At 33.5% G+C, this 21,831-nt stretch carries 20 protein-coding genes and 1 other RNA gene; 16 read left to right on the top strand and 5 right to left on the bottom strand.

The window, feature by feature from the left end; translation table 11 throughout:
* Positions 1-114 precede the first annotated feature (114 nt).
* Complete coding sequence (locus H3T54_RS05450; RefSeq protein ID WP_198221346.1) at positions 115-987, top strand: endonuclease; 873 nt, start codon at positions 115-117, stop codon at positions 985-987.
* Positions 987-1,373 (top strand): hypothetical protein, encoded by a 387-nt coding sequence (locus H3T54_RS05445; protein WP_198221344.1) that lies wholly within the window; start codon positions 987-989, stop codon positions 1,371-1,373. Before H3T54_RS05450 ends, H3T54_RS05445 begins: the two co-directional genes overlap by 1 nt.
* A gap of 309 nt (positions 1,374-1,682) precedes the next feature.
* On the opposite strand, the gene H3T54_RS05440 is transcribed toward H3T54_RS05445, so the two are convergent.
* The 3 genes from H3T54_RS05440 to H3T54_RS05430 form a co-directional block, all read right to left on the bottom strand.
* Entirely contained in the window at positions 1,683-2,744 is a 1,062-nt protein-coding gene (locus H3T54_RS05440) for an alpha/beta fold hydrolase (RefSeq protein ID WP_198221342.1), read from the bottom strand.
* Positions 2,745-2,974: 230 nt separating this feature from the next.
* Positions 2,975-3,481, bottom strand: a complete 507-nt coding sequence (locus H3T54_RS05435; protein WP_110447872.1) for an SCP2 domain-containing protein — start codon at positions 3,479-3,481, stop codon at positions 2,975-2,977.
* On the bottom strand, positions 3,482-5,110 hold the full coding sequence (locus tag H3T54_RS05430; protein ID WP_198192049.1) for a Na+/H+ antiporter: 1,629 nt from the start codon (positions 5,108-5,110) through the stop codon (positions 3,482-3,484).
* Between the two features lie 150 nt (positions 5,111-5,260).
* On the opposite strand from H3T54_RS05430, the gene recO reads away from it, so the two are divergent.
* A complete protein-coding gene (recO, locus tag H3T54_RS05425) occupies positions 5,261-5,953 on the top strand; it encodes a DNA repair protein RecO (protein ID WP_198221340.1) in 693 nt (230 codons plus the stop codon).
* 73 nt (positions 5,954-6,026) lie between these two features.
* Here recO and H3T54_RS05420 read toward each other — a convergent pair whose 3' ends face one another.
* Complete coding sequence (locus H3T54_RS05420; protein WP_198221338.1) at positions 6,027-6,764, bottom strand: hypothetical protein; 738 nt, start codon at positions 6,762-6,764, stop codon at positions 6,027-6,029.
* A gap of 119 nt (positions 6,765-6,883) precedes the next feature.
* On the bottom strand, positions 6,884-7,978 hold the full coding sequence (locus H3T54_RS05415; protein ID WP_198221336.1) for a GntR family transcriptional regulator: 1,095 nt from the start codon (positions 7,976-7,978) through the stop codon (positions 6,884-6,886).
* Positions 7,979-8,230: 252 nt separating this feature from the next.
* Here H3T54_RS05415 and H3T54_RS05410 point away from each other — a divergent pair, with 252 nt between their 5' ends.
* The 13 genes from H3T54_RS05410 (at position 8,231) to ffs (ending at position 21,691) form a co-directional block, all read left to right on the top strand.
* Complete coding sequence (locus tag H3T54_RS05410) at positions 8,231-9,175, top strand: sugar ABC transporter substrate-binding protein (protein WP_198221334.1); 945 nt, start codon at positions 8,231-8,233, stop codon at positions 9,173-9,175.
* Positions 9,176-9,227: 52 nt separating this feature from the next.
* Positions 9,228-10,718 (top strand): sugar ABC transporter ATP-binding protein, encoded by a 1,491-nt coding sequence (locus H3T54_RS05405; protein ID WP_110447866.1) that lies wholly within the window; start codon positions 9,228-9,230, stop codon positions 10,716-10,718.
* Between the two features lie 34 nt (positions 10,719-10,752).
* Positions 10,753-11,736 (top strand): ABC transporter permease, encoded by a 984-nt coding sequence (locus tag H3T54_RS05400; protein WP_370527360.1) that lies wholly within the window; start codon positions 10,753-10,755, stop codon positions 11,734-11,736.
* Between the two features lie 61 nt (positions 11,737-11,797).
* Positions 11,798-13,204, top strand: a complete 1,407-nt coding sequence (locus H3T54_RS05395) for a hypothetical protein (protein ID WP_198221330.1) — start codon at positions 11,798-11,800, stop codon at positions 13,202-13,204.
* Positions 13,197-14,084, top strand: coding sequence for a carbohydrate kinase (locus H3T54_RS05390; RefSeq protein WP_198221328.1), 888 nt, complete (start codon positions 13,197-13,199; stop codon positions 14,082-14,084). The genes H3T54_RS05395 and H3T54_RS05390 overlap by 8 nt, the downstream gene beginning before the upstream one ends.
* Positions 14,085-14,404: 320 nt before the next feature.
* Positions 14,405-16,330 carry a threonine--tRNA ligase gene (gene thrS, locus H3T54_RS05385; protein WP_110447863.1) on the top strand — a complete coding sequence of 642 codons (1,926 nt, stop codon included), beginning with the start codon at positions 14,405-14,407 and terminating at the stop codon, positions 16,328-16,330.
* 27 nt (positions 16,331-16,357) lie between these two features.
* Positions 16,358-16,897: a translation initiation factor IF-3 gene (gene infC / locus H3T54_RS05380; protein ID WP_065612958.1), complete on the top strand. Its 540-nt coding sequence runs from the start codon at positions 16,358-16,360 to the stop codon at positions 16,895-16,897.
* Between the two features lie 84 nt (positions 16,898-16,981).
* Positions 16,982-17,179: a 50S ribosomal protein L35 gene (gene rpmI, locus H3T54_RS05375; protein ID WP_065557738.1), complete on the top strand. Its 198-nt coding sequence runs from the start codon at positions 16,982-16,984 to the stop codon at positions 17,177-17,179.
* A gap of 32 nt (positions 17,180-17,211) precedes the next feature.
* A complete protein-coding gene (gene rplT / locus H3T54_RS05370) occupies positions 17,212-17,565 on the top strand; it encodes a 50S ribosomal protein L20 (RefSeq protein WP_024496189.1) in 354 nt (117 codons plus the stop codon).
* Between the two features lie 204 nt (positions 17,566-17,769).
* Entirely contained in the window at positions 17,770-18,753 is a 984-nt protein-coding gene (gene pheS, locus H3T54_RS05365; RefSeq protein ID WP_110447862.1) for a phenylalanine--tRNA ligase subunit alpha, read from the top strand.
* A 16-nt stretch (positions 18,754-18,769) separates the two neighbouring features.
* A complete protein-coding gene (gene pheT / locus H3T54_RS05360; protein ID WP_198221326.1) occupies positions 18,770-21,157 on the top strand; it encodes a phenylalanine--tRNA ligase subunit beta in 2,388 nt (795 codons plus the stop codon).
* 5 nt (positions 21,158-21,162) lie between these two features.
* Positions 21,163-21,456, top strand: a complete 294-nt coding sequence (locus tag H3T54_RS05355) for an integration host factor subunit alpha (RefSeq protein WP_034882129.1) — start codon at positions 21,163-21,165, stop codon at positions 21,454-21,456.
* A 139-nt stretch (positions 21,457-21,595) separates the two neighbouring features.
* Positions 21,596-21,691: signal recognition particle sRNA small type (ffs, locus tag H3T54_RS05350), an RNA gene on the top strand.
* The last annotated feature ends 140 nt before the right edge of the window (positions 21,692-21,831 follow it).

The raw sequence follows: 21,831 nt of genomic DNA, 5'->3' as shown, positions 1-21,831 counted from the left end.
AGTCGTTATCTAAAAAATAGTGTGATGTTATCAGCCATCTTGTTGATGATTATGCTTTTGAGCTAGCTTACATGGAATGTAAATAATTTATTATTTTAACATTGGTATTTTGAAATGGATTTCGCAAAAAAAATTAGTCTAGCTTTAGCTATTTGTTTCGTTTTGACCGCAAATTGTTATGCTAAAAACTGTAAAAAGGGTATACCTTGTGGTAACTCATGTATATCAGCCAACAAAACATGTAGGATTGATTCTTATCCTGTTTCTGGTAGATCGCAACCAAAATCTGCTTCAACTTCAACTTCAACTTCAACTTCAACTTCTGCTGAAGTTGAATCTTCAATAGTTGCAATTAGTAAGCAAAATTTTAACACCGCCAAAACTCATTTAGTTAAAATCTATAAAGAAAATCCTGAGCAAACAACATTTTATTGCGGATGTAACTTTTCATTTGACGGTAAAAAAGGTTCTATAGATTTTAGTCAATGTGGTTATAAACCAAGAAAAAATGAACAAAGAGCATCTCGTATCGAATGGGAGCATGTTATGCCTGCTGAAAATTTTGGTCGTCATTTGCAATGTTGGCAAGAAGGGGGGCGTAAAGGGTGTAAGCAGGATACTATATTTAATGCAATGGAAGGTGATTTGCATAATTTACAACCAGCTATTGGTGAGGTGAATGGTGACCGATCTAATTATAGATATTCACAATTTACCAAAGAATTTAGTCAATATGGCCAATGTCAATCTGCAGTTGATTTTAAAGCACGAGTTTTTCAACCTAGACAACAAATTCGAGGCGTAATAGCACGAACATATTTCTACATGCAGAATAAATACAATATAAATTTATCTGATTCTGATAATAAGTTGATGATAGCGTGGAATGAGATGTATCCACCTAAACAATGGGAATGTGATAGAAATCGACAAATAGAAAAAATTCAGGGTAATGACAACAAGTTTATTAGTGAACAGTGTAAATAATGAAAACAAAAATTATCTTAGTTTTGGTCTTTTTTATTACAGTTATACAAAATGCTTATGGTGCTGCTCATTATAGAACATATGTTCCTCGGGTTCGTACCTATTCTTTTCATACTTTCCATTCTAGTAGAGGAACGGGCAACGAAACACCGTTAGATAATATTTTTTTAAGTATTTTTATCATTTTCTTTCTTGGTATATTTTTTCTATCAGCAATATCGGTAATTCAAGAGTGTAAAGAAGCTAAAGATAAATTATTAGCAGAAGAGAAAGAAAAGCGTAATGAACTTGAGCGAATAAAATTAGAGGAAGCTAGAGCAATTAAAAAAGCGATGGATCCTAAAGTCGAAGTGTATAAACTTAAGAAATATAGAAAAAAAAGATAAAATGTCTTGATTACTATTGATGTTTTAAGGTCATTATTAGCTAATAAATCGCTATATGCTTTTATTCGACATTATGTCTGATAACTATAACTTGAATAAAATCACTTTATATTTTATTTTAAATTATCTATAGCAAAAGGTATTGTTTGATCTTTCAATAAGACTATATTTGATATAGTTAAAACATGATGAAATTTATATTGTTACTTTATTATGTTTGTTTTTGAAAAGTTATACTATCTTTGCATTACTAATCAGAATATTAAAAGTGAATATAGGGATATATTCACCTTTAATCGTTGTTTTAATTTAGTAATAGGTTTCAATTTCTTTTAAGAATATTTTTAATTCCTCAATCCAAAAGTTTGCATTCATCGTTGTACTATGGCCACTTGTTTTGTTACTGGCAGGAATTAGATAATATTTTGCTGCTACAATATCTTTTAACGCTTTCTGCATCACTCCTGTATTTGGAGGATTTCTTTCATCATCTTCTGAATTAATGACTAAAATAAAAGCTTTTATCTTAGTTAAATCTTGAGTTGGATCAAAGTTTCTTGCCGCATCCCATTGATATAAAAAGTCATTAGCATCCATGCTAACACGTTCTTTTAACTTGTCTGATAATATTTCTTCTGTTTTTGCCGTATTATAGGCTTTATTTTGCCAAGCAATATCGCCACCATTAGTTGCTATGTCATAATAATGATAAACAGTTTGAAATTTTTCTGGTTGTTTAGTATAAAAACCATTGTTCCAATCAGGATCTTCTTTAATTGAATTGATAAGCATTTTTCTCATAATCCAATTTCGACTAGACATTGGAGCAGGGGTTGCTGCCATTGGAATTGCAGCTGTCATATAGTCAGGATATTTAGTTATCCATAACCAGGTGTTCATGCCTCCCATTGAGTTACCAATAATAAGTTCAAGGTGATTTATGCCTAATCCATTTTTCAATAGTTGGTATTGAGCATTAACCATGTCACCATAATCATAATGAGGAAAATTTCCTTTTAGTTCATCAGAAGGTTTTGATGATTTTCCCGTACCAATTGCATCAGGTAATATAATAAAATATTTTTCAGCGTCTAACGGTTTTCCTTTATCAAATAATGCATGCCCGAAACTATCATTAAGCATAGAATTACTATCACCAGTTGTACCATGTAAAATTAAAACTGGTTTGCCCTTAGGATTTCCAAGTGTGACATAATGAATTTTTAAATTTTTGACCGTATTACCATCATTAAATCGAAAGTTTTTAATAATATAATCACCTTCATTTCTATTGTAAAAATCAGTACAAAATCCTGGCGGAACAATGATAAAGGAAATAAAAAATAATAGTGCTTTTGTTATATTATTCATAATTGGTTCTCTCCATTATACTTATGCAAAGCTAACATTGTTTTAACGGTAAGAGATGGGGCAGGTAGATAATAATTAACGAAGTATTGATCCATCGTTAATATGCATTATTAATTTAATCAATACTAATTTTTCAATAAAAAAATGATTACTATTTACTCAAAATAATTAATATCTAAATAATATCAGTTAATAAAAAAGGGAATTTATTATTCCCTTTTTAGTGTGATTCAGTTTTTAGGTGCACTTTCAATAATATCTGCTAATTTTTCCAGTGTTATTCTCAAAAACTTTGGCATAGCTTCTATTTCAATTGAATCCATTAGGTTTTTTACATAAAGACCTAATTCTGTATCACCTTCAACAATTAGTCGACGTTGGAAAAATAGTGTGTCAGGATCTTGTCTTCTAGTCGCAATCATAATCAAATCGTTAGCATTACCAATGAAACTAACATCAGGAATTTCTTCACGACTCACAACTAGTTTGTTATCAATTAAACTCACAAACCAAACTAATTGCAGATCTGTTACTTGTATTTTAAGCCAACGATTTTCTAAAAAGTCGAGATCACCATCATCAAGCGAATTTTTGAACTGTAATTGCAACAATTGTTCAATCGTTCGTTTTTTCAAATCGAAAGGTATACAGCGTAAAGTTAAACCTAACACTTGTGGTGCTTTATCGACAAATTGAGAATGAATTTTGCCAAGTAATTGGTGTTTATTGCCAATCATTTATGCATCTCCAGAAATCATCTTCTCATAAATATCTAAATCAGTGTTCAGATGTTCATATGTTTCTTCACTTACTTCATTGCGAATTTTCATTTGAAGTAATGCTGTACGTTCAGCTCCAATCGCCACCAAACGCATACGTCTTTCTAGGTTTTCAGCCTCAAGTGCTTTTTGTTCTAAATCTTTAAGTCCTGTTCTACGTCTTAATGAACCAATTACCCGCGATCCGACTTCATGAATAATCTCTTGATCTAAACCTTCTTCTGAGGTTTCTTGTAAAAGACTGGTTTGCATTTTTTCTAGGCTAACGATAGCTTCTTCTGCCATTTGTCCTTTAACTGTTAAAATCTCATTATCTTGTTCAGAATTGTCCAAAATAACACTACCACGTAATAGGATAGGTAATATGATTACAGCTGAAATTAATGATACTAATATAATCCCTGCAGCAATAAATACTAATTGGTAACGACCACCGATAGTCATTGGAATTGATAATACACCAGCTAAAGTTATTGCCCCACGGACACCAGCAAAGGTGGAAATCCAAAGATCACGATTGGTATAGGCTCTGAATGCTAATGGGCGTTTTGTGCCGAAAGGCATTGTTGGCATATGTTTCATTGCCCATAACCATGCAAATCGAGTACCCATTAAGACTACGAAAACAAATAAAACAATCAAACATAATTGCCATAATTCAATTGAAGCATCGGTCTGATTTTCAGTAAAGGTAGTTGATAAGATACTTGGTAATTGAATACCTAATAAAAGGAATACAAAACCATTAAAAACGAAGGTTAACATTGACCATGTGCTATCAGATTGTAGGCGAGCAGTTAATGGTGCATTGCGCATCATGCCTGATTGGTTTACTGTCATACCTGCACTAACAGCAGCTAAAATTCCAGAACAATGACATTCTTCCGCTATGATATAAGCCGCAAATGGTAGTAAGAATAGTAATACAATTTGAATAGCGGGATCATTATGAGTTAATTGGTTTATTTTACGTAAGATACGTGCATATAACCAGGTAAATAAAACCCCAACCGCAAGTCCACCAATTGCAACAACGAAAAATGAAATACTGATTTGTAATAGGTTAAATTGCAAAGCGCCTGCTGCTATTGCGATGGCAAATTTTAATGAAACGAGGCCAGAAGCATCGTTCATTAATGCTTCTCCTTCAATGATTTCCATTTTTTCTTTTTCAATTCTTCCTTTACCAACAATTCCACTAAGAGCAACGGCATCAGTAGGAGATAGTACTGCTGCTAATGCTAAAGCTGCTGGTAATTCAACATTTGGAAGCATCCAATAAAGCAGATATCCTAATGCAATAATAGAAATTACGACTAACACCAGCGCTAGTCCGACAATTTCTCTAAAATTGTAGACAAAATCTTTCACCGAAGTTTTTCGACCATCAGCAAATAGTAAGGGAGGTATGAATAATACAAGAAAGAGTTCTGGATCGAATTTCAAATACACACCCAAAGCAGCTAAGAGACAACCCAATAGTATTTGCATTAACGGCAAAGGAATTTGGATCGGCAACATTTTTATAACAACACCAGAAAGTGATACAATTAAGACCAGAAGTAATATTGTTGAAAATAGTTCCATAGTTACTCTTTTGTTATTATCCTATAATTAACTATTGATTATATCGGATTTTTAACAAAATTTCAGATTAAAATTGCCTAAATCACACAATTTTTAATCACTCTCGTTTTTTGAATAAAAAACAAGCATTTTAATTGACGGAAATTATTGATGGAAAACTGGCAAAGAGCATTTGTTCTTCATACACGTACCTATAGCGAAAGTAGCTTATTAGTTGACTTATTTGTTGAGAATGTAGGAAAAGTAACTATCCTAGCTAAAGGGGCTAGACGTAAAAAATCAGTATTGAAGGGAATTTTACAACCTTTTACACCATTGATTGTTCAGTATTCAGGTCAAGGGGAAATTAAGAATTTACGTCAGGTTGAAGCAATATCTCTGACATTACCACTTGTATCAGTTTTTCTATACAGCGCTTTTTATTTAAATGAGCTATTACATAGAGTCTTATTGGCTGAAACCGAAACTAACACGCTATTTGATGATTATTTGATAAGCCTACAACAATTGGCACAACAAGTGCCGGCTGAAAATGTGTTGCGTGCATTTGAATTGGCATTACTTGAGAATTTAGGCTATCACGTTGACTTTTTTCATTGCAGTGCAACGGGCGATGATATTGTTGAAACCATGCATTATCAATATCAATCAGAAAAAGGTTTTATTAGTAGTTTGCTACAAAATAGTACCAGTTTCACTGGCGAACAAGTCTTAGCTTTGGGTAAAAGAGAGTTTCTAACTATTGATACACTTAAAGCTGCTAAACGTTTTACTCGAATGGCTTTAAAACCTTATGTAGGTACAAAACCTTTTAAGAGTAGAGAGTTATTCTTGAAAATTTAGCTTTTTTTATTTCACTATTCCACCAATGATTATTGGTGGAATAGTTTATTAACTTTAATTTACTCGATTACACTTAGTATCTTGGTGGTTTAGCATATTTGCTATTATAACTATCGGCAGGAAAAGCGTTAGAATTCGGTGATTTCTTATATTGATTACTATTTTCCAATTGGAAAATTGCTGTACCAATCACCCCAATATTGTTCGCTGAACCTTCATCGGTATGATTCGCATAAGCTTTAGATGCTTGCGAAAATGTAAATGAGGCAACTTCACGCTCATTTTTTCGAAATCCTTTAATTGATAGCGTACTATACGGTCTTAAAATATAACCATTATTGTTCAATGAACCTGCTTTTCCGTTGATAACATCTAGTCCATCAACAGTTGCTACAATTTCATAAGTATTTCTTGAATAATTGACATAATAAAGTTGATAATTTTTGCCCGCTTCACCAGACATATTGATTTCATCATCCTGTTTAAAAAGCGACCATTTATTATTGTTATCATCAATTATTGACATACCAACATCGCCATTAAGCATAAGTTCTTGAACTTTTTTTCCATGCACAAATGCTTTCTTAGAATAATGAATTACTGCAACGTCTATTGGTGTGTTATTAATACGTGCTAATTTAACTTCTCGAACATGAGATTCGACCCCATCGCCCCATTGCGTTCCAATACCTCTATCATTTGAAGTATTATTTAAAGTATTATTTGTATTGATTGCCTGTTGACATCCACTTAAAATTAAACTGATTAAGCCAATCACTAATACATTATATATGTTATAAAATTTATTCATTAAGATTTCCTTTTCTAATTATGTTCAGTAATTATATATATTATTATATATTTGAATATTATATAAATATATAATAATTTTGTAGACTGTATTTTATCGATTGATTAAAGAGTTCTTTATTATGCTCCACTTGATGCACGGATAACTAATTCACCATTTACATATATAGTACGAATTGGTAAGGTTGGATTATTTATCCTTTGGATTAAAGTTTTTACCGCAGTCAAAGCTATACTTGCTAACGGTTGTTTATAAGTAGACAGTGGGGTAGATAGATGACCGGCATAATCAGCATCATCAAAGCTAATGGTAAATAATTTTTGTTTTGGATTTATTCTTTGATTCAATGAGATTAATTGCATTGCTGTAAAGTCATTACCACAAACTACATGTTTAATGTTCAATTTTGCTAATTGATTAATTACTTTCTCATCAATTTGTGGCACTTGAATTATCCAATCGTTAATTTTTGTAATTCCTGCATCATATAATGCTTGTTTATAACCAATTGTTCTTAAAGCAACAGTATTAGCTGAATCACTTTTTGATACAAATGCTATTCGAGTATTTTTCTGTTCAATGAAATGATTTGTGACAACGTAACCTGCGGCAATGTTATCAATACTGACTAAGTCAGCTTTACCTCGTGAAGGGAAAACACAATAGTCTCTCTCTAACAATATACAAGGAATATTGTAGAGTGTCAGATAATCCATTATTCTTTTATTTATGATATTCGCGTAAGGGTGAAACTCTAAAGGCGTGAAAAATATTCCGTTAATATTATTTTTTGTATAATTAATGATGACTCTTTCTACGTCATTTAAAATAGATTGTATATCCTGACTTTTGGTCAGCATCCCAGCCCATAAAAGAGAAAACTGATAATTATTGGCTAAACTTGCTATCTCAGAATATAAACTATCAAGAATCATTCTACTTTCATCTTGTTCTAAACGAGGAGCCAATATTCCAAAAATATATTTGCTTACTTGTTGATCTTTAGGTTGTCTAACATAAAACTTACCACCTTGTTTACCTTCAATGTAACCTTCCGTTTTTAATCTTGAAAATACTTTACTTATTGTTGGTCGGGAAGTCTTATATATTGTGCTTAAATTAGATGAAGAGGGAAGGGCACTATTACAATCTAAAATTCCACTTTTGATCTGCAATAATATTTCCTGATAAATCTGCTCACATTTATTTGCCATCATATTACCTATAGAACATTAATTGAATATTCCTAGTATGACATAACCATCAAACTTGATAAATTAAATTTTACAAGTTTTCAAAAAAAGTGACTTTGATATCATAAATAATAAAAAGAAATAGATTAATATTGTTAAGTTTGGTGCAGATAATTAGACTGAATTTACTCAAAATATATTACAAAATATTTTTGGGTTTTAGTTTTTAAGGAAATTATTATTACAAATCATTTGATTATCTGAGGTGGGTTTATGAAAAAATTCATAACATCGTTTTTAACAATTACATTTATTATCTTTACAAGTTGCTTTCAACTTGTAAATGCTGATGAAAAAAAGCCTATTAAATTTGCTTTTATTACTTCAACTTTAAACAATTCATTTTTTACTGCAATATCCGATACATTTTCTGAAATTGCCAAACAAAATGGTGATCAATACATTCTTGTCGATCCTCAATATGATCAAGCTAAACAAATTTCAATGATGGAAGATGTCATTAATCAAAAAGTTGACATTATTTACTTAATCGCTGTTGATTCAGAAGGTATTCGCCAAGGATTATTGGCAGCAAAACAAAAACAGATTCCAGTGGTAGTGATTGATAATCCTATTAGTGATGATGATTTAGTGGTTAGCACTGTGGCTTCAGATAATTTCTTAGCCGGTAAAATTAATGGCGAACAAATGGCTAAAGATTATCCTAATGGCGCCAAAATTGCTGTTATTGATTGTCCTTTTAATCGTGCTAGTGTTCTAAGAGCTGATGGTTTTTATGCCGGATTAGGTGAAAACAGAAGTAAGTTTGAAGTAGTTTCTCAACAAAATGGTAAATGTGCTTTAGAAGTCACCATGCCAATTGCCGAAGATATTATTCAAGCTCATCCTGATTTACAAGCATTTTTCGCCGTAAATGATCCCTCTGCTTTAGGTGTTGTTGTTGCTTTGAAAGCATCAAATAAACTTAAAAATGTTAAGGTCTATACTGTTGATGGTTCACCTGATGGTAAAAAAGCATTTAGCGATGGCGATATAACATTAACTGTAGCTCAAGCTCCAATTCAATTAGCTAAAGAAACCTATAAAGTCGGTAAACAGGTTCTAGCTGGAGAAAGCGTTGCTAAAGAAATATTAGTGCCAACTTTTCCAATTACCAAAGAAATGATTGATCAATATGGAGTAAAAGTCTGGCAGTAATCATTGACTTTAATCAAGTTATATCTATTGAAATCAATAAGGTGATATTTATATGGAACAAGTTGCATTACAACTATCTCATATAGAAAAAAAATTTGCTGGTGTCCATGCGTTAAAAGATATGCACTTTAATCTTAAACAATGTGAAGTTCATGGATTATTGGGTGAAAATGGTGCTGGCAAATCAACCTTAATCAAAATTATTGGCGGCATCTATAAACCAGATGCCGGTGAAATTAAGATTAATGGTAAGACTGAGATAATTAATGGTATTAAAGATGCTCAAGCAAGAGGAATTAATGTTATTCATCAGGAAATTGTCTTAGTTCCTTATATTAGTGTATATGAAAATATTTTCTTAGGTCGTGAACCGAGAACACGCTTAGGCTTTAAAGATCATCGTCAAATGATCGCCAAAGCCAAAATAATGATGGAAAGTATGGGGTTAACGATCGATGTGTTACGGCCCGTACATGAGTTAACCATTGCACAACAACAACTTATCGAAATCGTCAAAGCTATTTCATTTAACGTTCGAATCTTGATCATGGATGAGCCAACATCTTCTTTAACTGATAAAGAAGTTGAACAGCTTTTTATTATGATTAAAAAACTAACCGAACATAACGTTAGTATTATTTATATTTCTCATCGCATGGATGAGTTATTTACTATCACTGACAGAATAACTGTAATTAGAGATGGTAGTTATATAGATACCGTCAATACTAAACAAACCAATATTGATGAATTAGTTAAATTGATGGTTGGGCGTAACTTAAATAATTATTATCAACGTCATTATCAAGAAAATGGAGAACGTTTATTAGAAGTAAAAAATCTTTCGAAAAAAGGAGTATTTAATAACGTTAATTTTCATTTAAAGAAAGGAGAGATTTTAGGTTTTGCCGGTCTTATGGGGGCTGGTAGGAGCGAAATCATGCAAGCAGTTTTTGGAGCAGACCAATATGATAGTGGTGAAATTTATTTTGACAATCAGCTTGTTAAGCTCAAATCGCCACAAGATGCTATTGATATAGGAATAGCCTTAGTTCCAGAAGATAGGAAAAAACAAGGTCTTATTTTAGGTAATAGTATTGCGTTCAATTTAACATTAACAGTATTGAAACAATTTATGCATGGTTGTTTAGTTAATCAACAAAAACAAAAAGATATCATTCAATACTATATTAATAAGCTCAATATAAAAACGCCAAATGCTGACAAAATTGTTGGTCAGCTTAGTGGTGGAAATCAACAAAAAGTTGTAATAGCTAAGTGGTTAGCAACTAAACCGAAAATCATCATTTTAGATGAGCCTACTCGAGGAATTGATATTGGTGCTAAAGCCGAAATTTATCAAATTATTGATGAACTTTGCGCAAGCGGCATGGCTATTATTATGATTTCCTCAGAATTACCAGAAATTATCAATATGTGTGATCGTGTTTGTGTTGTTGCGAATGGACAAATTCAAGGTGAATTATCGCAATCAGAATTAACACAGGAAAAAATTATGAAATTAGCAACAGGGAGAGCTTAAAATGGCTAGCCAATCTATGAAACAATCAGATGATATGAGCTATCATCATACTACAATAACCAATAATATCATTATTAGAAGTTTCAAAAATTTTATTACTAATAATATAGGGATTTTAATTGCGCTTCTATTAATTAGTATCATTTTAAGTTTTGCCAGTCCGGTATTTCTTTCCCAAGAAAATATGCTCTCAGTGTTAAGACAAGTATCCACTAATATGTGTTTAGCCTTAGGTATGACATTAATTATCATATTGGGAGGAATTGATTTATCTGTTGGATCGATAGTCGCTATGGCGGGTACACTCACAGTTGGATTTATTTCAATTGGTGAAATGGGCATTGTTCCAGCTATTCTGTTAGGTTTGTTTATCGGTACTTTATGCGGTGCGGCAAATGGTGTTGCTATTGCTTATACCGGTATCCCACCATTCATCGTTACATTAGCTATGATGATGATTGCCCGTGGCGTAGGTTATATTTATAGTGGCGGCCAATCAATTCGTATTTTTGATGAGAGTTTTACCAGCATAGGTACTGGTTACTTAGGCATGATTCCATATCCAGTTATCTATATGTTGGTATTTATTGTTGTTATGTTGGTAGTTGTTAATCGAACTCGTTTAGGTACCTATATTTATGCTCTCGGAGGTAACCGTGAGGCTGCAAGGTTATCAGGTATAGCCATTAAACGTGTTGAAATCATTGTATATACCATTGCTGGTTTTTTAGCTGCTTTCGCAGGAATAGTGCTTGCAGCAAGAATGTATTCAGGACAACCATCAGTTGCACAAGGTTATGAAATGGATGCCATAGCTGCTTGTGTGCTTGGAGGTATTTCGATGTCAGGTGGAATAGGTCGCATTAGTGGCACTATTTTAGGCGTGATTGTTATCGGCATTATTAATAATGGTTTGAATTTATTAGGTGTTAATTCATTTTGGCAATTAGTTGCAAAAGGCGTAATCATCTTTTTAGCCGTCTATGTCGATATGCTAAAACGCAAGAAAGCAAACTAATTTAGGCTAATTTGTTTTTTAATATATGAATAATAACCAATTTAATTAATAGGATAATAGAATGAAAAAATGTACTTTGATGTTAAATAACCCAGATGGTATTACTCGATATAATGAACCGGTAATCGCGCGTCTTTTTTTCAAAGAACAGCCAATAGATCCGTCTAAATTAAAACTAGTTAATGAGCAAGGAAAAGTTATACCACATCAATTGTTTGATATCGTTTATGATGATACTAATACATTAATCTCTGCTTGCTCAATCGCCTTTATAGTAACCAATTTAGATCAGTTAGTTGAAAATTATACTTTGTTTCTTGATGAAAAAACGTCAATAAGCAATGTAAGTGGCATAAAACAACTAGCGCCAACTTTAAATGATGGTGTAAAACGACTTGATACAGGGCATTATATTTTAGAATTATGTCGTGGTACTGCTGACGGAACATCATATGGAAAATGGGGTATTCGTTACTTTTCTGCTAAAGCTGAAGGTCGGAATTTGATTAAGGATTGCTCTAATGCTATAGGTGGTTTTTATGGCCCCTTTTTTACTCCTGCTAATGGTTTAATTAATCCACCGGAGCATACCATCGTAGAGTGCCAAACAGAGGTCGAAGGGCCAATCTATTGTCGATATCGTTTCAATGGAAAAATTCCCAATGGCTTAGATCCAGCTTTGCATGATAAATCATTCTCAATTGTGTGGGAATTTTTCTATCAATCACCATGGTTTAGACGTACTTATTATGTTGATGATTTTGAAACTTCTGTTGATGGTATGCCGGTCATAAATAAGATCACCGTTGGTGATGAGTATGAAAGTGGTCAAAATAATGTGGTATTTTCACGTTTTGCTAGTTACGGTGGTACTTATTATCGACAAGGCGATCTTTATGCCAATATTCTAGCTGATGAAGTTAATCGAATTTTATCGCAACCACTAGATCAACTTCCTCTGAATGCAAGACTTTATCGAGAGTCTATTGGTGATAATATTAATGCAGTTTCTTGGGATTTTTTCTGGAGACTATTTTGTGTTAAAGAAGGCATTTTAAGTGATGAAGAAATAAAATCACATGTCAAAACCATTCTGCGTAAAGCTCATCATGTTGTGCATAATAGCTCTCGAAACAAAGAAGTATTATTTGCTAAAGATGTGGATGTTAATAGTGTCCCAGAACAAACGATTTTTCCACTTGCTGCAAATAAAACGGCTGAAATAAATCCCGAATCAGGTTATGCTATGGTTTGGTATACGAGTAATATTGTCGGACGTTATCAAATTGTTCAACGTAAAGATTCAGGTTGGGTTAATTGGGGTACTAATGGTGAAAATGAGTATCCAGAATTACCTACCGGTTCAACGATTTATACTGCATATGGTCAATTTGATGATTGGCAGAAGCAAGCCGATAGTATGGAAAAAAATATTGATGTCAAACAAGGGTTAATCGAAGATGAATGACATAAAGATTGTTGCAATAGGTGAGTTTTTATGGGATTGTTTACCTAATGGGAAAAAGATTGGCGGAGCTGCCGCCAACTTTTGTTATCATGCTAAATCAGCTGGTGCAAATGCAATATTAGTTTCTGCAATTGGCGATGACGACAATGGTAGAGAATTACGTGAACAGATTGAAACACTGCAAATTCCACAACAAATTCAAATATCCGCAAATTATCCAACTGGAACGGTATTGGTTAAATTAGATTCAGCTGGTAAACCCACTTATGATATTGTTAATCCTGTAGCTTGGGATGATATTCAATTAACAGATCAACTATTAGAACTTATCCAGCAAGATGATTTAGATGCAATCTATTTCGGCAGTTTAATTCAACGTAATATACATAATCATAAATTATTGCAAAAGATTATTAACCACAGGTCTCAAAAAAGCAAAATTATTGTTGATATTAATTTACGTCAAAATCATTATAACCACGCAACTTTACTTCTTTGTATTGAACATGCCAATATTTTGAAGTTAAATGATGAAGAATTACCAATTGTTGCTGATTTATTGAACATAAAGGCAGATCCACAAACGCTTTTCAATTATCTAAATCAACATTATCAACTTGAATTATTAATTTATACCTGTGGTAGTGAAGGTAGTCATCTTATTACCCAAAATGAACAGAATCATTGTCCTGCTGAAAAAATCACCCCAATTGATACTGTTGGTGCTGGTGATTCATTTATGGCAATAAGTAGCGTGTTATATTTAAAAGGTAAACAATTACAGGAAATTAATAGTAAAGCAAATCATATTGCTGCATATGTTTGTACTCAAAGCGGACCTATGCCTATTATACCGCAAGCATATATAGCCGAATTATAATCTCTTTTCAGGCCTAGCTTTTTAATTAATGAATAATAGCTAGGTCATAACTATTCTTGTCATATTTGATTACAACATTGTTTTATTAATTCCTAATCAAAAATAACCACTAAAAAAGCTATTAATAATTAAAAATAGGGTACTGTTTGTTTTTAGTGGTTACTAAAACAGGATAAGTTTAATCGCTAGAGATAAATCTATTTTTAAATCAAGTTCAAGCCTATTTAAAATCCTTATGATAAGTGATAGTATACTCCGTCTATTTATTTATGTACGCATGTGCGCTTTCGTGTGGCGCACCACTGTTATAAGGATTTATTATGCCAATTATTACTCTTCCTGATGGAAGTCAACGTCAATTTGATAAACCTGTTACTGTATTAGAAGTTGCACAAAGTATTGGTGCAGGACTTGCTAAAGCCTGTATCGCAGGCCGTGTTAATGGTGAACGTAAAGATGCGTGTGATGTTATCGAGCATGATGCAACGTTAGCTATTATTACCGCCAAAGATGAAGATGGACTTGAAATTATCCGTCATTCTTGTGCTCATTTATTAGGACATGCCATCAAACAATTATGGCCTAATACTCAGATGGCTATCGGGCCTACTATTGATAATGGCTTTTATTATGATGTCGATTTAGATCACTCTTTAACTCAGGAAGATCTTGATGCTTTAGAAAAACGAATGCATGAATTGGCTAAAAAAGATTATGAAGTTAAAAAAGAAGTAGTGAGTTGGGAACGTGCAAGAGAAGTGTTTTGGGAACGTCACGAACCTTATAAAATTGCTATTTTAGATGAAAACATTCCTAAAGATTCTACACCAGCACTTTATCATCATGAAGAATATATTGATATGTGTCGTGGGCCTCATGTTCCTAATATGCGTTTTTGTCACCATTTTAAATTACAAAAAGTTGCTGGCGCTTATTGGCGTGGTAATAGTGATAACAAAATGTTACAACGCATCTATGGAACTGCATGGGCAGATAAAAAACAACTCGACAGTTATTTACAATTTCTAGAAGAAGCGGCAAAACGCGATCATCGTAAAATTGGTAAACAACTTGATCTTTATCATATGCAAGAAGAAGCACCAGGTATGGTATTTTGGCATAATGATGGTTGGATTATTTTCCGTGAATTGGAAGTTTTTGTTCGTACCAAACTGAAAGAATATGATTATCAAGAAGTGAAAGGTCCATTTATGATGGACCGTGTACTTTGGGAGAAAACAGGGCATTGGGGTAACTATAAAGAATTAATGTTTGTTACTTCATCAGAAAACCGAGAATATTGTATTAAGCCAATGAACTGTCCTGGCCATGTGCAAATTTTTAATCAAGGTCTTAAATCTTATCGTGATCTTCCATTACGTATGGCGGAATTTGGTAGTTGTCATCGAAATGAACCTTCAGGTTCTTTGCACGGATTAATGCGTGTGCGTGGTTTTACTCAAGATGATGCGCATATCTTTTGTACCGAAGGGCAAATTCGAAGTGAAGTAAATAGCTGTATCAAAATGGTCTATGATACTTATAGTACGTTTGGCTTTAAAGATATCACGGTTAAATTATCGACTCGTCCAGAAAAACGTATTGGTAAAGATGAAACTTGGGATTTAGCAGAAAAAGATTTAGCTGAATGTTTGCAAGAAAATGGCATTGAATTTGAATATTTACCTGGTGAAGGGGCATTCTATGGTCCAAAAATTGAATTTACTTTACATGATTGCTTAGGTCGAGCATGGCAATGCGGTACAGTTCAACTTGACTTTATGTTACCAGAACGATTAGATGCAACTTATGTTGGTGAAGATAATGAACGCCATGTTCCTGTTATGATTCACCGAGCTATACTTGGTTCAATGGAACGCTTCATGGGTATATTGACCGAAGATTGTGCTGGATTCTTCCCAACTTGGTTAGCGCCGTTACAAGTAGCAGTTATCAATATTACTGATAATCAAGCCGATTATGCCAAACAATTAACCGAGCAACTACAAAAAGTTGGCATTAGAGCAAAAGCGGACTTGAGAAATGAGAAAATAGGGTTTAAAATCCGTGAGCATACTCTAAAACGCGTTCCTTATATGTTTGTCTGTGGAGACAAAGAGATGGAATCAGGAACAATTTCAGTTCGAACTCGCCAAGGTAAAGATCTTGGTAGCTTTGAAGTGAAACATGTTATAGAATTATTGCTAAATGAAATTCATAGTCGTTCATTAGAACAAATGAATTAATGATAAATTAATTTGGAGGAATGAGATATTAAAGTCAGTAAACGAATTCAGTCAACACGCGCGCACAAAATCAACGATGAAATTACCGCTCGCGAGGTGAGGTTAACCGGCGTCGATGGTGAACAGCTCGGCATTGTTAGCTTAGACGAAGCTTTAAAACAAGCTGAGGAAGCAACATTAGATTTAGTTGAAATAAGTCCTAATGCAGAGCCACCTGTTTGTCGAATTATGGATTATGGCAAGTTCCTCTATGAAAAGAGTAAAGCAACAAAAGAACAGAAGAAGAAGCAAAAGGTTGTTCAGGTTAAGGAAATTAAATTCCGACCTGGTACAGACGAAGGCGACTATCAGGTAAAACTCCGCAGCCTGATACGCTTTCTTGAAGATGGCGATAAAGCTAAAGTTACGTTGCGTTTTCGTGGACGTGAAATGGCTCACCAACAGTTAGGTACTGAAATGCTTGATCGCATTAAAGAAGACTTAGCTGATTTGGCTATCATTGAATCTTATCCAACTAAGATTGAAGGTCGTCAAATGATTATGGTGCTAGCGCCGAAGAAGAAATAGTGGTTCAACAAGCTAATTTTTAGTTTACTAATAATTACACCATTATTTTATTTTTATTAACAATGCGAAGTGGAAATTTATAAAATGCCTAAAATTAAAACTGTAAAAGGCGCAGCAAAGCGCTTTAAAAAAACAGCATCTGGTGGCTTTAAGCATAAGCAAGCTAACAAGAGCCATATCCTAACTAAAAAATCAACTAAACGTAAACGTCATTTACGTGGTTTGACTACTGTGTCAAAAGGCGATTTAGGTTTAGTAGTGGCGTGTGTTCCATACGCTTAATTTATTGATTAATTATTTAGAGGATATAGTTTATGGCTCGTGTTAAACGTGGTGTTATTGCTCGTGCACGTCACAAGAAAATTTTAAAACAAGCAAAAGGGTATTATGGTGCTCGTTCACGCGTATATCGTGTTGCTTTCCAAGCAGTAATTAAAGCTGGACAATATGCGTATCGTGACCGTCGTCAACGTAAACGTCAATTCCGTCAATTATGGATTGTTCGTATCAATGCTGCTGCTCGTCAATGTGGTTTATCTTACAGCCGTTTTATCAATGGTTTAAAGAAAGCTTCAATTGAAATCGATCGTAAGATCCTTGCAGATATCGCAGTATTCGATAAAAATGCATTCGCTGCATTAGTTGAAAAAGCAAAAGCTGCACTTTAATAGCTTTATAAGAGCCGAGTTATCTCGGCTTTTATTGTTTTAACAATATTTAAGAGTTGATCGATTATGAATTTAGTTGTTTTTCGTTTCTTTTTTAGCTTCGATAAGCTTATTCGTTTGTGAGGCAAATGAGAAACGAAAAATAATTATAAAAGCCTCAGGAGAGGCTTTTTTTATGTAATAAACAATAAGCAGGAGAACTGTATGTCTCAATTAGTTGAACTGGTAAGCAATGCCAAATCCGCTATTGAAAGTGCTAATGATATTAATACTATCGAACAGATTCGAGTGGAGTATTTTGGTAAAAAGGGCTATTTTACCATGCAAATGGCGTCTTTACGTGATGTTCCAGCTGATCAACGGCCAGCCGTAGGTCAGAAAATTAATGATGCAAAGCAAGAAGTTGTTGAGTTATTAAACCAAAAACGTAACTTTTTAGAGCGTCAGACTCTTAATGCAAAATTAGCCAATGAAACCATTGATATTACTCTTCCTGGTAAATCACTTGAATTAGGTGGATTGCATCCAGTAACTAAAACTATTAACCGTTTGGTTGAGTTTTTTGGGCAATTAGGTTTTGCTGTTGAAACAGGACCCGAAATAGAAGATGATTATCATAACTTCGATGCTTTAAATATTCCTGCACATCATCCTGCTCGTGCTGATCATGATACATTCTGGTTTGATGCAAAACGGTTATTACGTACCCAAACTTCAACAGTTCAAATTCGAACTATGGAAAATCAAAAACCACCAATTCGAATTATTGCTCCAGGCAGAACCTACCGAAACGATTATGATCAAACCCATACTCCGATGTTCCATCAAATGGAAGGGTTGTTGGTAGATAAAGATATTAGTTTTACGCATTTAAAAGGTTTATTACATGATTTTCTTCACTGTTTCTTTGAAGATAATATGGAAATAAGATTTAGACCTGCATATTTTCCATTTACTGAACCTTCAGCAGAAGTTGATATTAAAGCTAAAAATGGTAAATGGTTAGAAGTGTTAGGCTGTGGCATGGTTCATCCTAATGTGCTACGTAACGTAGGTATTGATCCTGAAGAGTATTGTGGTTTTGCATTTGGAATGGGAATCGAAAGATTAACCATGTTGCGTTACGGTGTCACAGATTTACGTTCTTTCTTTGAAAATGATTTACGTTTTTTAAAGCAATTTAATTAGTTCTGGAGATCAAAACATGAAATTTAGTGAAAGTTGGCTACGTGAATGGATCAATCCAGAAATAAGTAGCGATAAATTATCAGATCAGTTAACTATGGCTGGTTTAGAAGTAGATGATATTGAAAAAGTTGCTGGTGATTTTACCGGTGTAGTGGTGGGTAAAGTTGTAGAATGTAAACAACATCCAAATGCTGACAAATTACGAGTGACGAAAGTAGATATTGGTAAACCTGAATTATTGGATATTGTTTGTGGTGCACCTAATTGCCGTCAAGGTTTAACTGTAGCTTGTGCCACAATTGGTGCTGTATTACCTGGTGATTTTAAAATCAAAGCAGCAAAACTTCGTGGTGAACCATCGGAAGGGATGTTGTGTTCTTATTCTGAGTTAGGCATTTCTGACGATCATAATGGAATTATTGAATTACCAGAGGATGCCCCTTTAGGACAAGATATAAGACAATATTTAAATTTAGATGATGTAATGATTGATATTAGCGTTACACCAAATCGTGCCGATTGTTTTGGTATCATTGGTGTCGCGAGAGATATTTCTGCTGTAAACAATATCCCAATGAAAGAACTAAAAGTTGAAAATATCACTCATACAATTAATGATACTTTACCTATTCAGGTTGATGCAGCTAAAGCAGCCCCTCGTTATTTAGGTCGTATTATCAAAAATGTTAAAGTTGATGCTTTAACTCCGCTATGGATGAAAGAGAAGTTACGCAGAGGTGGTATTCGTTCTGTTGATGCCATTGTTGATGTTACTAACTACGTTTTATTAGAACTCGGTCATCCAATGCACGCTTTTGACTTAGCTGAGATTGACAAAGGCATTGTTGTGCGATATGCCAATAAAGATGAAAAGCTTGTCTTACTTAATGGTAATGAGGTTAAGCTTGATGAAAAAACATTAATCATAGCTGATCAGCAAAAAGCATTAGCAATCGCAGGTATTATGGGCGGTGAAAAATCAGGTGTAACGGCATCAACGAAAGATGTTTTCCTTGAATCAGCGTTCTTTTCTCCATTAGTGATAACGGGTAAAGCACGTGAATATGGTTTACATACTGAAGCTTCTCATCGTTATGAAAGAGGTGTTGATCCTTATTTACAATCAGCTGCAATCGAAAGAGCAACTCAATTGATTGTTGAAATCTGTGGCGGTGAAGTAGGACCTATTACTGAAGTTGTGAATGAGAGTGAGCTTCCAGTTCAAGCAACAATTGAATTACGTCGAAACAGAATTGATCGCATTATTGGTTATCATATTGAAACTCAAAAGATTACCGATATTCTTGTAAGATTAGGTTGTGAAGTTATTTATAATGATGATAGTTGGAAGGTTAAATCACCTAGCTGGCGATTTGATTTACAACTCGAAGAAGATCTAGTTGAAGAGGTTGCACGGATTTATGGTTATAACAATATTCCTAATGTGAATATGAAAATTGAATCTGTGATGAAGCCAAAACCGGAAAACAAAATTTCCTTATCTAGAGTAAAAAATCTACTAGTGGACAAAGGTTATCAAGAGGCCGTTACTTATAGTTTTGTTGATCCTAAAATTCAGCAAACATTACATCCACAACAACCACAGATTACATTACCGAACCCAATTTCGAGTGAAATGTCGGTTATGCGTTTGTCATTATGGTCTGGTTTGTTAGAAGCAGTTTTATATAACCAAAATCGCCAACAATCTCGTATGCGATTATTTGAAACTGGATTACGATTTATACCTGATGAAAGCTGTGAATTTGGTGTTCGCCAAGAATTAATGTTATCCGGCGTTATTACAGGAAATTTATATGAAGAGCATTGGACATTACCTAAACAAAATGTCGATTTTTATGATGTAAAAGGGGATTTAGAGCAGTTATTTATTCTTTTAGGTTGTTCTGATGATATTGAATATCAACGTTCGGAACTTGATGCATTACATCCAGGACAAAGTGCAGCAATTCTTTTTAATGGCGAAGTTATCGGCAATTTTGGTGTTTTACACCCTGAAATTGAAAAAAAATTATCTTTAAACAGTAAAACGCTTGTTTTTGAAATAAATTTAGCTAAAATTAATGATAAAAAAGTGCCTGTTGCTCAAGAGCTATCTAAATATCCATCAAATAAACGTGATATAGCTGTCGTCGTATCAAATACAATTCCAGCAGCGGATATTATCTCTGAGTGTAAGCGTGCTGGTGGTGAGCAACTAGTAAAAGTTAACTTGTTTGATGTTTATCAAGGTGATAAAATTGATAAAGATCAAAAAAGTCTTGCTATCAGTTTGATTTTACAAGACAAATCACGTACACTGGAAGAAGAAGATATAACAAACATTGTAAGCAATTGTGTTATTGCTTTACAGAATCGTTTCAATGCCTTATTAAGAGAATGATAATTATGACATTAACTAAAGCTGATATTGCAGATCGTCTTGCCGATAAATTTGATATTGATCGTCAAGAAGCTAAAGTCCTTGTTGAACTCTTTTTTGAAGAGATTCGCGTTGCTTTAGAAAAAGGTGAACCTGTTAAACTTTCTGGATTTGGCAATTTTGCTGTTCGTGATAAAAATTCACGTCCAGGTCGTAATCCTAAAACAGGTGAGAGTGTTGATATCTCAGCTCGACGAGTTGTCACATTTAGACCAGGTATTAAATTTAGAGAACGAATTGAGAAAAATTTAACTTTATAATTAAATTTTTAAAATTTGTTTTTGTAAGTAATAGCCTTTTTGTTGTTATTACAACGCAAAAAGGTTGTTTACTTTTTTGTAAAAAATTATTGTAATTAATTGCTGAATCAAGCATAATACACCTCCTCAATGGAGGCTCTATGGGTCCTCTTGCAACATTTTTTTGCTCATCAGGTCAGGTCCGGAAGGAAGCAGCCAAAGTAAAAAATATGGGTGTGGGATGTGGCTGATAGGGTCTCCTCCAAAATATTTTCCTTCAATATATAAACTCATTAAGTCTATTTCTGTTGATTTATTAATCAATTGAATTTTCTTTTTCTAATTTTTAACGTAAATAAGTTGTAGGAAAACCGCTTATTTGCGATCATATATCAA

This window comes from Gilliamella sp. B14384G10 (assembly GCF_016101685.1).
In the GTDB taxonomy this organism is placed as follows: Bacteria; Pseudomonadota; Gammaproteobacteria; order Enterobacterales; family Orbaceae; genus Gilliamella; species Gilliamella apis_A.
The sequence above is the reverse complement of the archived record's forward strand: the minus strand, read 5'-3'. Positions and strand labels throughout refer to the sequence as shown.